Source organism: Halobacillus halophilus, from assembly GCF_020171985.1.
Classification (GTDB): Bacteria; Bacillota; Bacilli; order Bacillales; family Halobacillaceae; genus Halobacillus; species Halobacillus halophilus_A.
This window is the reverse complement of sequence record NZ_JAIVAL010000013.1, coordinates 153,295-165,098: the sequence shown is the minus strand read 5'-3', so window position 1 is coordinate 165,098 and position 11,804 is coordinate 153,295. Positions and strand designations below refer to the sequence as shown.

The 11,804-nt window shown below is 42.0% G+C and carries 10 protein-coding genes, 10 tRNA genes and 2 rRNA genes; 20 read left to right on the top strand and 2 right to left on the bottom strand.

The window, feature by feature from the left end; translation table 11 throughout:
- The 13 genes from LCM11_RS17615 to rocF all read left to right on the top strand — a co-directional run.
- Positions 1-108 (top strand): 23S ribosomal RNA (locus tag LCM11_RS17615); the annotation flags it as partial.
- A 96-nt stretch (positions 109-204) separates the two neighbouring features.
- Positions 205-318 (top strand): 5S ribosomal RNA (gene rrf, locus LCM11_RS17610).
- A 39-nt stretch (positions 319-357) separates the two neighbouring features.
- Positions 358-432: transfer RNA gene (locus LCM11_RS17605), tRNA-Asn, on the top strand.
- A gap of 3 nt (positions 433-435) precedes the next feature.
- Positions 436-507 (top strand) — tRNA-Thr (locus LCM11_RS17600).
- 20 nt (positions 508-527) lie between these two features.
- Positions 528-602, top strand: a tRNA-Glu gene (locus tag LCM11_RS17595).
- A gap of 6 nt (positions 603-608) precedes the next feature.
- Positions 609-684 (top strand) — tRNA-Val (locus LCM11_RS17590).
- A gap of 17 nt (positions 685-701) precedes the next feature.
- A tRNA-Thr gene (locus tag LCM11_RS17585) sits at positions 702-777 on the top strand.
- Positions 778-798: 21 nt separating this feature from the next.
- Positions 799-884: transfer RNA gene (locus LCM11_RS17580), tRNA-Tyr, on the top strand.
- Positions 885-1,005: 121 nt separating this feature from the next.
- Positions 1,006-1,080, top strand: a tRNA-Gln gene (locus LCM11_RS17575).
- Positions 1,081-1,382: 302 nt separating this feature from the next.
- Positions 1,383-1,455, top strand: a tRNA-Lys gene (locus tag LCM11_RS17570).
- A gap of 35 nt (positions 1,456-1,490) precedes the next feature.
- Positions 1,491-1,565 (top strand) — tRNA-Gly (locus LCM11_RS17565).
- 3 nt (positions 1,566-1,568) lie between these two features.
- Positions 1,569-1,641: transfer RNA gene (locus LCM11_RS17560), tRNA-Ala, on the top strand.
- Between the two features lie 213 nt (positions 1,642-1,854).
- The gene (gene rocF, locus LCM11_RS17555) at positions 1,855-2,757 is read left to right on the top strand and encodes an arginase (RefSeq protein WP_224895593.1); all 903 of its coding nucleotides are present in this window, start codon (positions 1,855-1,857) and stop codon (positions 2,755-2,757) included.
- A gap of 24 nt (positions 2,758-2,781) precedes the next feature.
- Here rocF and LCM11_RS17550 read toward each other — a convergent pair whose 3' ends face one another.
- On the bottom strand, positions 2,782-2,955 hold the full coding sequence (locus LCM11_RS17550; RefSeq protein WP_224895592.1) for an aspartyl-phosphate phosphatase Spo0E family protein: 174 nt from the start codon (positions 2,953-2,955) through the stop codon (positions 2,782-2,784).
- 159 nt (positions 2,956-3,114) lie between these two features.
- Here LCM11_RS17550 and sigW point away from each other — a divergent pair, with 159 nt between their 5' ends.
- The 6 genes from sigW (at position 3,115) to glmS (ending at position 10,035) form a co-directional block, all read left to right on the top strand.
- Positions 3,115-3,678, top strand: a complete 564-nt coding sequence (gene sigW / locus LCM11_RS17545) for an RNA polymerase sigma factor SigW (RefSeq protein WP_014641465.1) — start codon at positions 3,115-3,117, stop codon at positions 3,676-3,678.
- 13 nt (positions 3,679-3,691) lie between these two features.
- A complete protein-coding gene (locus LCM11_RS17540; RefSeq protein WP_224895591.1) occupies positions 3,692-4,354 on the top strand; it encodes a zf-HC2 domain-containing protein in 663 nt (220 codons plus the stop codon).
- Between the two features lie 159 nt (positions 4,355-4,513).
- Complete coding sequence (cdaA, locus tag LCM11_RS17535; RefSeq protein ID WP_224895590.1) at positions 4,514-5,323, top strand: diadenylate cyclase CdaA; 810 nt, start codon at positions 4,514-4,516, stop codon at positions 5,321-5,323.
- Entirely contained in the window at positions 5,316-6,272 is a 957-nt protein-coding gene (locus LCM11_RS17530) for a YbbR-like domain-containing protein (RefSeq protein WP_224895589.1), read from the top strand. Before cdaA ends, LCM11_RS17530 begins: the two co-directional genes overlap by 8 nt.
- A 135-nt stretch (positions 6,273-6,407) precedes the next feature.
- Entirely contained in the window at positions 6,408-7,760 is a 1,353-nt protein-coding gene (gene glmM, locus LCM11_RS17525; protein ID WP_224895588.1) for a phosphoglucosamine mutase, read from the top strand.
- Positions 7,761-8,232: 472 nt separating this feature from the next.
- Positions 8,233-10,035, top strand: coding sequence for a glutamine--fructose-6-phosphate transaminase (isomerizing) (glmS, locus tag LCM11_RS17520; RefSeq protein ID WP_224895587.1), 1,803 nt, complete (start codon positions 8,233-8,235; stop codon positions 10,033-10,035).
- Between the two features lie 60 nt (positions 10,036-10,095).
- Here the strand turns inward: glmS and LCM11_RS17515 are convergent, their stop codons facing one another.
- Positions 10,096-10,380, bottom strand: coding sequence for a phospholipase (locus LCM11_RS17515; RefSeq protein ID WP_224895586.1), 285 nt, complete (start codon positions 10,378-10,380; stop codon positions 10,096-10,098).
- Between the two features lie 391 nt (positions 10,381-10,771).
- Between LCM11_RS17515 and trxB the strand changes: the two genes are divergently transcribed.
- Complete coding sequence (trxB, locus tag LCM11_RS17510) at positions 10,772-11,725, top strand: thioredoxin-disulfide reductase (protein WP_224895585.1); 954 nt, start codon at positions 10,772-10,774, stop codon at positions 11,723-11,725.
- The last annotated feature ends 79 nt before the right edge of the window (positions 11,726-11,804 follow it).

Sequence of the window (11,804 nt, the reverse complement as noted above, 5' to 3'; positions counted from 1 at the left end):
ACGCCAAGTAAGTAAGATCCCTCAGAGACGATGAGGTTGATAGGTCCGAGGTGGAAGCGTGGTGACACGTGAAGCTGACGGATACTAATGGATCGAAGACTTATCTATCTAGTATGAAATGTTAGTCGGAAGAGACGTTCGCTCGTCCGATGGTTGAATGATTGCCTTATCCAGTTTTGAGGGTTTACCTCAAACTGTATATGATGTGGTGGTGAATGCGAAGAGGTCACACCTGTTCCCATGCCGAACACAGAAGTTAAGCTCTTCAGCGCCGATGGTAGTCGGGTCGATCCCCGTGAGAGTAGGACGCCGCCACATTGTATCCCTTATACTTAGCATTTTGAAGCTTTATATTATTCCAACGTAGCTCAGTGGTAGAGCAATCGGCTGTTAACCGATTGGTCGTAGGTTCGAATCCTACCGTTGGAGCCACTTGCTTCCATAGCTCAGTGGTAGAGCACTTCCATGGTAAGGAAGGGGTCGCCGGTTCAAATCCGGCTGGAAGCTCTCAGAAGTAATCGTAAGAAGGCCCGTTGGTCAAGTGGTTAAGACACCGCCCTTTCACGGCGGTATCACGGGTTCGAATCCCGTACGGGTCACCAATTGATGGAGGATTAGCTCAGCTGGGAGAGCACTTGCCTTACAAGCAAGGGGTCGCAGGTTCGATCCCTGCATCCTCCACCATTATAATTTAATAATTAGCCGGCCTAGCTCAACTGGCAGAGCAACTGATTTGTAATCAGTAGGTTGGGGGTTCAAGTCCTCTGGCCGGCACCACTAAATGTTTTTGACTAACGTGGAGGGATAGCGAAGTTGGCCAAACGCGGCGGACTGTAAATCCGCTCCCATCGGGTTCGTAGGTTCGAGTCCTACTCCCTCCACCATTTATTTTAGTTGTTAGAGCATGGTCGATTGCTGATAGTACATAGATCAGCATATTTTTATGAGAAAATATATTTATATGTATATTATTAAATTCAATGACCATACTAACATTGTACTCGTTGGGCCATAGCCAAGCGGTAAGGCAACGGTTTTTGGTACCGTCATGCGCTGGTTCGAATCCAGCTGGCCCAGCCATTTAATTCCTTCATTAATTGACGGAATTTTTTATTTTTAAATACATATGCTTTATGTTTGTAGTTTATAAGCAGCATAAGCAGGGGTATGGACTAATAATTCGGTTTGCAGGCAATTTATACTCATACTTTTACTATGAGAATTCCTCAACTAATACATTGAAAGCCATTAGCTCAGTTGGTAGAGCAAGCCAGCTCCTTGAATAGCCATCCTTGCAGGCTTGCGAGGAGTGAGACTTCTTAGGTAAACTTGCAACACGACGAGCATCTTTTGAACTCATAATGAGAGTTTATTAACATTGGGAGCCATTAGCTCAGTTGGTAGAGCATCTGACTTTTAATCAGAGGGTCGAAGGTTCGAATCCTTCATGGCTCACTCTTTCAAATTCATTTTGTGACCGTTCTACTTATGCGGGAGTAGTTCAGTGGTAGAACACCACCTTGCCAAGGTGGGGGTCGCGGGTTCGAATCCCGTCTCCCGCTCCATACGGGGCCTTAGCTCAGCTGGGAGAGCGCCTGCTTTGCACGCAGGAGGTCAGCGGTTCGATCCCGCTAGGCTCCACTTACAAGGAATATAAATTAATTATAAAACTGGCATCTTTAATAGATGTCAGTTTTTTTTATATCTGCCAATATTTGACCGCGAAGTAAGTAATCATGCAAGTCTCCCTCTTTCATGATATCTATAGTCGCATATATATACACTAAGATGTCTAGTTGAGTCATTTATCGAAAAAAGGATACAATTAGAGTAGTGAATAAAGGAGGAAAATAAATGAATAAACAAATTTCCGTTATCGGGGTTCCAATGGATTTGGGCCAAATGAGAAGAGGCGTCGATATGGGGCCGAGCGCGATTCGATATGCAGGTATGAGAGAGCGCTTAGAACAGTTAAAATATGACATAGAAGATTTGGGAGATATTGATATTCCTTTACCTCCTCAAACAGGAAGCGAAAAACTTGATAATTTAAGAAATTTGAATGAAATTTCTGAAGGAAGCCAAAGTTTAGCTGAAGAAGTTGATAAAGTGGTGGAAGAAGGACGCTTTCCGCTGGTACTGGGCGGAGATCATAGTATAGCGATGGGAACCTTAGCCGGTATAGCCAAACATTATGAGAATCTAGGAGTTATCTGGTATGACGCTCATGGTGATTTAAACACGGCAGATAGTTCACCATCCGGTAATATTCACGGTATGCCTTTAGCTGTAAGTCTGGGAATTGGTCATGAGAAACTTACTAGCATTCATGGTTATGAACCTAAAATTAAACCTGAGAATGTCGTCATTGTAGGAGCTCGTTCATTAGATGAAGGCGAGCGTGAGCTCATTAAGGAACAAGGAATTAAAGTTTACACCATGCACGAAGTTGACCGTATGGGCATGACGAAAGTAATGGAAGAAAGTGTAGAATACTTAAAAGGGCGTACGGATGGTGTGCATTTAAGTCTTGATCTTGATGGATTGGATCCTCATGAAGCACCTGGAGTAGGTACACCTGTAATTGGGGGACTAAGCTACCGGGAAAGTCATTTAGCTATGGAGATGCTTTATCAGTCGGAAATGATTACTTCTGCGGAGTTTGTGGAAGTTAACCCGATTTTAGATGAAAAAAATAAGACCGCAAGTGTCGCAGTCGGTTTAATGGGGTCTTTATTTGGAGAAAGCTTAAAATAAATGTTTTATTTACAGCAATCTGCCTTAGGCAGGTTGCTGTTCTTTTTGTTTAAGGTTTTCATATTCGTTCATAAGTTCGTCCAAACGGATACTCATCTGCAGGACCTCTTTAGATGTTAATGCGTTCTTTCTTGCTGCCCTGCTCATTTCTTCACGGCACATTTCGATTTCATTAATTAAAAATATTTCCTGTTTCATGTAACATTCCTCCTATGTAAGTTTTTACATTTACTCTCTTATAACCCATACTAATAGAAGTTAAACTATAAAAAGATATATTTTTATATAATTTTTGAAACTTACCCCTGGGGTCATCCGTAAAGGATATCGACCGCAAGTAAAGCGGAGGTATAGCAGATGGAAACCATGATTAAACAGAAAATAAAAGAAGTGAAAAAAGGGGATCAATCAGCGTTTGAAGATATTGTATCTTTTTATCAGACTAAAGTGTACCATATTTGTTTACGTATGATTGGGAACGCCTATGAAGCTGAAGATCTTGCACAAGAAGCCTTTATCCGTGCTTATACAAATATCCATACGTTTGATGAGAAAAGGAAATTTTCAACTTGGTTATATAGAATTGCAACCAATTTGACAATCGACCGGATTCGTAAAAAGAAACCGGATTACCACCTCGATGCTGAGGTCAGAGGGACGGATGGACTGGATATGTATTCTCAATTGGCAGCTGACCAGGCTTTGCCGGAAGAAGAGGTAGAGAGCCTTGAACTTCAGAGTTATATCCATAAGGAAATATTGGCCTTGCCGCCTAAATACCGTAGTGTCATCGTACTACGTTATTTAGATGAGTTAGCACTTCAAGAAATAGCAGAAGTGCTGGACATCCCTGTGGGAACAGTAAAGACCAGAGTTCACCGCGGCAGGGAAGCATTGCGCAAAAGGCTTCGTCATGTGTAAAGGAGTTGAGGGAATGAATTGTAAAAAAGAAGCTATTTCACTCATGCATAAATATTTGGATGGGGAGCTAAAGAGAGAAGAAGAGAGACGACTGCGTAACCATCTGCAAAACTGCCCTTCCTGCCAAAACCATTTTCATGAATTAAAGCGTTCGATTACGCTAATAAAAAATACAGGTCCAACTTCGGCACCGAGTAATTTTACTGCAAACGTAATGAATAGCCTTCCTAAAGAAAAAAAGAGGAAAAACTATATACGAGCTATGCAGCGTCATCCAATTTTGACTGCCGCCGCAGTATTTTTCATTCTTATGTTCAGTGGCATTTTTTCAGCTTGGAACCAGGATCAACATGTAACGGTATCTAAACAGGAGAACCTGGAAATTAGGGATAAGACTGTCATCGTTCCTGAAGGTGTCACGATTAACGACGATCTGGTCGTCAGGAATGGAGATTTGAAGATTCTTGGAAAAATAAATGGCGATGTTACTATCATTAATGGAGAAATTATAAATGGAAAGCCCAACGGTGATATCGAAAATAACTTAGATTCATCCACTCTCCGTGCCTATACGGGAGAATTGAATGAGGTCAATCAAGTCTACGAGTGGGTATGGTACCAAACGAAACATATCGTTTCTGATCTCTTTTCGTTTGAATCAGATCAGGAGGAATAATAGCCAGGGTGAACTTACACCCTGGTTTTTTTATACTAAATTGTTCATTTGAATTGAATACGGGTTCTCATATTCCGATAAATAGAAGTGTGATATAATAATACAGGTAAATTTTTTTCTAAAAATTGCTTGATTTTAAAATTAAAAGGAAGTGTAGGCATGCTTGATGGGGGATTTGATGTATTAGATTATTTCTTAATTACGGTTGATATCGCCCTTGTCTGGTTTGTTGTATATAAATTAATCATGCTGATCCAGGGGACGAAAGCCGTACAACTGCTAAAAGGTATATTCGTTATTCTGGGTATATGGTTATTGAGTAATTTATTTGGACTTACCACGTTAAGGTGGTTAATGTCCCAGGCCATTACATGGGGTTTTCTTGCTATTATTATTCTTTTCCAGCCCGAACTCCGACGTGCATTAGAGCAATTGGGAAGAGGGAGTTTCTTCAGCAGAAACTCTTCTGAAGAGGATACAACTGAGAAATCAATTCAGGCTATAATTAAATCATGTAATTATATGGCTAAACGTCGTATAGGAGCCCTTATAACAATAGAAAGGGACACGGGAATGGGAGACTACGTTGAAACGGGGATTCGCATTGGCGGCCATCTTTCAAGTGAGTTACTGACCAATATATTTATTCCTAACACTCCACTTCATGATGGCGCCGTAATACTTAAAAATGATGAAATAGTCGCTGCCGCCTGTTATTTGCCGTTATCTGAAAGTCCTTTTATCTCAAAGGAGCTTGGGACAAGGCACCGGGCAGCAATGGGGATCAGTGAAGTTACCGATGCGTTAACCATCGTGGTTTCTGAAGAAACTGGAGCCATTTCCTGTACAAAAAACGGGGAACTTCATAGAAACCTCGATCAGGAAAAGCTGGAAGAAATCCTCCGGACGGAGCTTGACTATTCCTCCGCAGTGAAGACCTGGAACTGGAGGGGGAAAAAGAATGGATAATTGGTTGAAAAGTATCTGGTTCATCCGAATTATTTCCTTGATTCTGGCAGGTTTACTATGGATTACAGTGAATGTAGATAATAATATGGACTCTGATTCTTTGTTCTTTAATGAAAACTCCTCAGATATGGAGACAATGGACAATATTCCACTTGAAATAAGATTTGACAGTGAAGAGTATGTAGTAAGTGGACTGCCTCAAGAGGTTTCTGTCACAGTGGAAGGTCAGGCGAGTGTAGTTACTCCGGTAGTACGCCAGAAAAACTTCACGGTCTTCGTGGATTTAAACGGTTTAGGACCAGGAGTGCATGAAGTCTCTTTACAGCATTCAGGTATATCAAATCAACTTTCTGTTTCTCTCAAGCCTAAAACGATTGAAGTTACTATTGAAGAGAAAGTCAGTGAAGATTTCGAAGTGAAGGTTGATTACCTTAATGAAAGCAGACTGGACAGTGAACTCGTGTTAGAAGAACCCACGGTACAACCGGAAATGGCAACCATTACGGGATCAGCTTCTGTGGTGGATCGAGTGGCATCTGTGAAAGCAGTAGTTGATGTTGGATCTGCTCAGAGTTCGCTTGAAGATCTGGAAGCACCTGTGAAAGTATATGATGAGCAAGGCAACGAACTAAACGTGTTGGTTGATCCTACAACGGTTCAACTGAATGTTCCTATATCCAAAAGGAAAAAAGAAGTCCCAGTGGAGGTTACCCCAAGAGGCGGGGCTCCTGAAGGGGTTGTGGTCAATTCAGTGACTACTTCTACGGAAACAGTTACGTTGTACGGTCCAGAAGATGTCTTGGCAGTTATCAATAAACTGGAGGGCATCCCTGTAGATATAACGGAAGTTACGGAAGATGAGACACAGGAAGTAGAGATACCGGTTCCAGACGGGGTTACCTCTGTGGAACCGGAAAAGCTTGAAGTAGAAATAGATGTGGAAGATTAATATGATATTGACCACCTTGAAAGTTTTCGCGGAACGGCTTAATTATAGCTCAGATTAGTATAGTTTTTTTCTTGCGAAGACAATAAAAGCAGCTAAATAAAAAAACAGTTTCACTTTAGAAAGAGAGGTTTTATTATGGGAAAATATTTTGGTACGGACGGAGTCCGTGGTGTTGCTAATAAAGAACTGACCCCGGAACTTGCATTTAAACTCGGGCGATATGGAGGTTATGTGCTAACAAAAGAGGTTACGAAGCCTAAAATCCTAATCGGGCGTGACACCCGTATTTCAGGAGAGATGCTGGAGGGCGCTCTTGCTTCTGGTTTGCTGTCCATTGGCGCGGAGGTTATGCGCTTGGGGGTCATCTCTACTCCAGGTGTAGCTTTCTTAACAAAGGCGCTTCAGGCAGAGGCGGGGATTATGATCTCTGCTTCTCATAATCCTGTAGAGGATAATGGGATTAAATTCTTTGGGCCGGATGGTTTCAAACTTACTGAAGCTCAGGAACAAGAAATTGAAGAGCTTATTGATGGAGAAACAGATACGCTTCCTCGCCCTTCTGGTTCTGATTTAGGTCAAATTAACGACTATTTTGAAGGTGGACAAAAGTACTTACAGCACCTTAAGCAGACAGTCGATTACGATTTTGATGGACTGCATATTGCCTTAGACTGCGCGCACGGTTCTACGTCTTCGCTTGCTTCTCATTTATTCGCTGATTTAGAAGCTGATATTTCTTCTATCGGAGCATCACCAGATGGGCTGAATATTAACGAAGGTGTAGGTTCCACCCACCCTGAAAAGCTGCAGGAACTGGTTAAGGAAAAAGGAGCGGACATTGGCCTTGCATTTGACGGAGATGGAGATCGGTTAATTGCAGTGGATGAGAAGGGAAATATTGTGGATGGCGACCGCATTATGTATATATGTGCCCAGCATATGAATCAGAGTGGTACACTTACTCATTCAACGGTCGTTTCAACAGTTATGAGTAATCTTGGATTCTACAAGGCGCTAGAATCCAAAGGTATGAAAAGTGATAAAACCGCGGTGGGCGACCGTTATGTAATGGAAGAAATGCGCCGTGGAGGATATAATCTGGGTGGTGAACAATCAGGCCACATTATTTTCCTTGATCATAATACCACCGGCGATGGGCTTCTTTCTGCTCTGCAGCTTGTCAATGTTATGAAAGAAACTGGAAAGCCTCTTTCAGAGCTTGCTGGTGAAATGGAGAAATTCCCACAAGTTCTTAAGAATGTGAGGGTCATTGATAAAAATAGAGTACAGACTCATCCTCGTGTTCAAGAAGCCATTCAGGCAGTAGAAGAAGAAATGGGAGACAGCGGACGAGTGCTGGTCCGTCCTTCCGGTACTGAACCCCTTGTACGGATTATGGTCGAAGCACCTACAGAAGAGCAATGTGAAACCTACGTGAATAAAGTAGTTAAAGTAGTAGAAGAAGAATTGGGTATGAAAGAAGAATAGTAAGGGCAAGAAGCAGGGTGCACAAACGTGCATCCTGTGCATATTATATAGCGTGGTTTTCAAGTCCCTCATAATAAAGATTGACCTGCAAATAAAAGTTCGGGTAAAATAAAAGTTGGCCTGAAAATAAGTTTACCGAAGTATTATTTTGGTAATGTAAGTTGAGGGCCATATTCAAGTATAGAAAAGGAGAGAAGACGTAATTAATTGAAAAGCGCCAGGACTGTGTGCTGAAGCAGCAGCACAGTTGACGAGGAGGAGGTTCATCGAACGTTCGGCGGATGCCTCCCAGTTGCCGCACTCAACTGGAAGTTCAAAGGTTAAACCAGAGAGGCGACTCTTTGTTCAAATTCTTTGAACATAGTGCTGACAAATAAAGAAATGAACGGGAGAGGGGCAGCGAATCAGCCCCTGAAGTAGATTGATGCTCATTCGTTGCCCTTACTCCATAACTTGAGGAGGACAACAACTTATGTGTGGAATTGTAGGATATATAGGGCAAGAGGATACGAAAGATATATTACTGAATGGTCTTGAGAAGTTAGAATATCGCGGGTATGACTCTGCAGGAATTGCCACGTTGAACAATGAAGGTGTGAACGTATTTAAAGTAAAAGGCCGCATTGCTGCCTTAAGAGAAGCTGTTGATGAAAATAATAAAGCTACTCTTGGAATCGGTCACACTCGCTGGGCCACACATGGTGTGCCAAGTCGTGAAAATGCTCACCCGCACCAAAGTGTTTCTGAGCGATTCACTATTGTTCATAATGGTGTCATCGAAAACTATGTTGATATTCGTGATGAGTATCTGGCTGATGTGAATATGAAGAGTGAGACGGATACAGAAATCATTGTCCAGCTTATCGAAGTATTAAATGAGCAAATGGACGATGTAGCAGCTGCTTTTCGTAAGGCAGTAGAATTACTATCCGGCTCCTATGCTATCGCACTAATTGATCGTGAGAACAAAGACACGATTTATGTAGCTAAGAATAAAAGTCCATTACTAGTTGGTCTGGGAGACGACTTCAATGTGGTCGCCAGCGATTCTATGGCTGCATTACATGTTACGGATCAATTTTTAGAGCTGATGGATAAAGAAACGGTTATCGTTCAAAGGAATAGTGTAGAAATTCAAAAATTGGACGGAACTACTGTATCACGTGAACCATTCACAGCAGAGCTGGATGCGACAGATATAGAAAAAGGAACATATCCGCACTTCATGCTTAAAGAAATTGATGAACAGCCATTCGTTATTCGTAAAATCATTCAGGAATATAAAAATGAAAATGATGAAATCAAACTAGACGTTGATATTCGTCAGGCTATGAAAAGTTGTGACCGCATTTATATTATTGCTGCTGGAACGAGTTACCACGCAGGACTTCTTGGAAAACAATTCATTGAGAAATTAGCGAATATTCCAGTAGAAGTTCATGTGGCCAGTGAATTCTCTTATAACATGCCGCTTCTTTCTGAAAAGCCTTTATTCTTGTTTATTTCTCAAAGCGGAGAAACAGCGGACAGCCGCTCTGTACTTGTTCAGATAAAAGAACTTGGTCATCCAGCGTTAACGCTCACAAACGTACCTGGATCCACCCTTTCCCGGGAAGCAAATTATACAATGCACCTGCATGCAGGACCTGAAATCGCCGTTGCCTCAACGAAGGCTTATACAGCACAAATGGCCGTACTGGCTATCCTTGCGGTTGATACCGCGCGTGCTAAAGGTCTTGAGCTTGAGTTTGATCCAATGCAGGAATTAGGCATTGCTGCTAATGCTATGGAAGCTTTAACGGATCAGAAGGAAGAACTCGAAGAATTGGCTCGCGAATACCTTCCGACCACACGCAATTGCTTCTTCATTGGTCGCAGTGTGGATCATTATGTAGGGCTTGAAGGTTCCTTGAAATTAAAAGAAATCTCTTATATTCAAGCAGAAGGTTTTGCCGGCGGTGAATTGAAGCACGGAACCATCGCACTAATTGAAGATGGTACTCCTGTTATAGCCCTTGCCACTCAGGAGAACGTTAATTATTCTATCCGTGGTAATGTCCAAGAGGTAGAAGCTCGTGGAGCAAACAGCTTAATTATAAGCATGAAGGGTCTGGATAAAGAAGGAGATGCATTTGTTATTCCTCATGTCCATCACCTTCTTACACCACTTGTTTCTGTGATTCCTCTACAGCTAATTTCTTATTACGCTGCGCTTCACCGCAATTGCGATGTTGATAAGCCTCGTAACTTAGCCAAGAGTGTTACAGTAGAATAAATAACGTGTTAATAGACAAAAAGGCAGCTGAGTTTAAATACTCAGCTGCCTTTTTTATGTTTAAAATGTGCAGGTGAAAAGACGCTGCATTTTCATGTATTTGTACATCATTCGTGCATGGCGACCTTCAACCGTATAAGGGTTCTGCAGTTGCTCTAATTGGCGAATAAAAGCTATGTCACATTCACAGTAATTCCTGTAATACCGGTAACATTCATCGTGAGCCTTGCAGGCAGCATCTACCGCGTTGATCGGCGTCCCCGGCCCGCTGCATCCCGGCCCGCAGTATTTATATCCCGGGAATAAACATAAGCCTCGACGATAGGTGCGTTTATAGCGTTTCATCTTACTTCCTCCTGCTTCATAAAATCTAAACCGTACTTATGGACTGCATGTGCTATATCATATGATTCTTCTACTATTTAGTCTCTTCATCAGCCCAGGGAGTAAGGTTTATATAAAATATTAGGATCAAAATCGTATCGTATGAATTCCTGGAATTTCTCAAAAGGGTTGTTAAAAATTTTAATGGAGCGGGTATGGTCTAAATAGGCAGATTTAGCAAGAGCTGAATCAGTATTAAAAAAAGTGCTGCTTAATCTCCTTTCATTTTAACAACTTGCAAAATGACCAAAATGGCTGCATACGATGAAACAAGGACCGAAAAAGTGAATGAGGATGACCAAAACAGGTTATACCACTAAGAGCGGATATTATATTGTAAGGAGGATTCACTATGGCATATAAATCAATTATATTAGGAACCGGACCAGCAGGATTGACAGCTGCTGTGTACTTAGCCAGAGCAAATATGGAACCCCTGGTTATTGAAGGCCCTGAACCAGGCGGGCAGCTTACGCTAACGACAGAAGTAGAGAATTTCCCTGGATTTCCGGATGGAATCATGGGACCTGAACTAATGGATAATATGAAGAAACAAGCTGAACGTTTTGGAGCTACTTTTAAAAGAGGCTGGGTCACGGATGTCAATGTCGATCAGCGCCCTTTCACCCTAAATGTAGATGGTTTAGGAGAGCTCGAGACGCAAACGCTGATCATATCCACAGGGGCGTCTGCAAAGCTGCTTGGTATTCCGGGAGAGAAGGAGAATATCGGAAAAGGTGTAAGCACCTGTGCAACTTGTGATGGGTTCTTTTTCCGTAACAAAAAAGTGGTTATCGTTGGGGGCGGTGATTCCTCAATGGAAGAAGCTACTTTCTTAACAAAGTTTGCAAGTGAAGTACAAGTCGTTCATCGACGAAATGAACTACGCGCATCGAAGATTATGCAAGAGCGAGCGAAAAATAATGAGAAGATCACGTGGGCTCTTAATAAAACACCAGTAGAAATGATTTCAGATGGGATGAAGATTACAGGTTTGAAAGTGAAAGACAATGAAACAGAGGAAGAGGAAGTAATTGAAACAGACGGAATTTTCGTAGCCATTGGCCACAATCCAAATACGGAATTCCTAAAAGGTAAGCTGGATATGGATGATAAAGGCTATCTTCTAGTAGAGCCTGGTACAACCGATACTAATATCCCTGGCGTATTCGCCTGCGGTGATGTACAGGATCAGAAATACAGGCAGGCCGTTACGGCAGCTGGTACAGGTTGTATGGCTGCAATGGACTCTGAACGTTTCCTTGAAGGAGAAGCCGTCATTGACTGGAGTCAAAACCTATCATAAAACCAAAAAACCACCTTTTACTTGTAAATAGTAAAGGGTGTTTTATTAATGGATGTATTTAACGGTGTGGTTAAATTAC

Coding starts and splice junctions, on each gene's coding strand:
- rocF (WP_224895593.1), top strand. CDS start 1,855: ATGAATAAACAAATTTCCGTTATCGGGGTTCCAATGGATTTGGGCCAA.
- LCM11_RS17550 (WP_224895592.1), bottom strand. CDS start 2,955: ATGAAACAGGAAATATTTTTAATTAATGAAATCGAAATGTGCCGTGAA.
- sigW (WP_014641465.1), top strand. CDS start 3,115: ATGGAAACCATGATTAAACAGAAAATAAAAGAAGTGAAAAAAGGGGAT.
- LCM11_RS17540 (WP_224895591.1), top strand. CDS start 3,692: ATGAATTGTAAAAAAGAAGCTATTTCACTCATGCATAAATATTTGGAT.
- cdaA (WP_224895590.1), top strand. CDS start 4,514: ATGCTTGATGGGGGATTTGATGTATTAGATTATTTCTTAATTACGGTT.
- LCM11_RS17530 (WP_224895589.1), top strand. CDS start 5,316: ATGGATAATTGGTTGAAAAGTATCTGGTTCATCCGAATTATTTCCTTG.
- glmM (WP_224895588.1), top strand. CDS start 6,408: ATGGGAAAATATTTTGGTACGGACGGAGTCCGTGGTGTTGCTAATAAA.
- glmS (WP_224895587.1), top strand. CDS start 8,233: ATGTGTGGAATTGTAGGATATATAGGGCAAGAGGATACGAAAGATATA.
- LCM11_RS17515 (WP_224895586.1), bottom strand. CDS start 10,380: ATGAAACGCTATAAACGCACCTATCGTCGAGGCTTATGTTTATTCCCG.
- trxB (WP_224895585.1), top strand. CDS start 10,772: ATGGCATATAAATCAATTATATTAGGAACCGGACCAGCAGGATTGACA.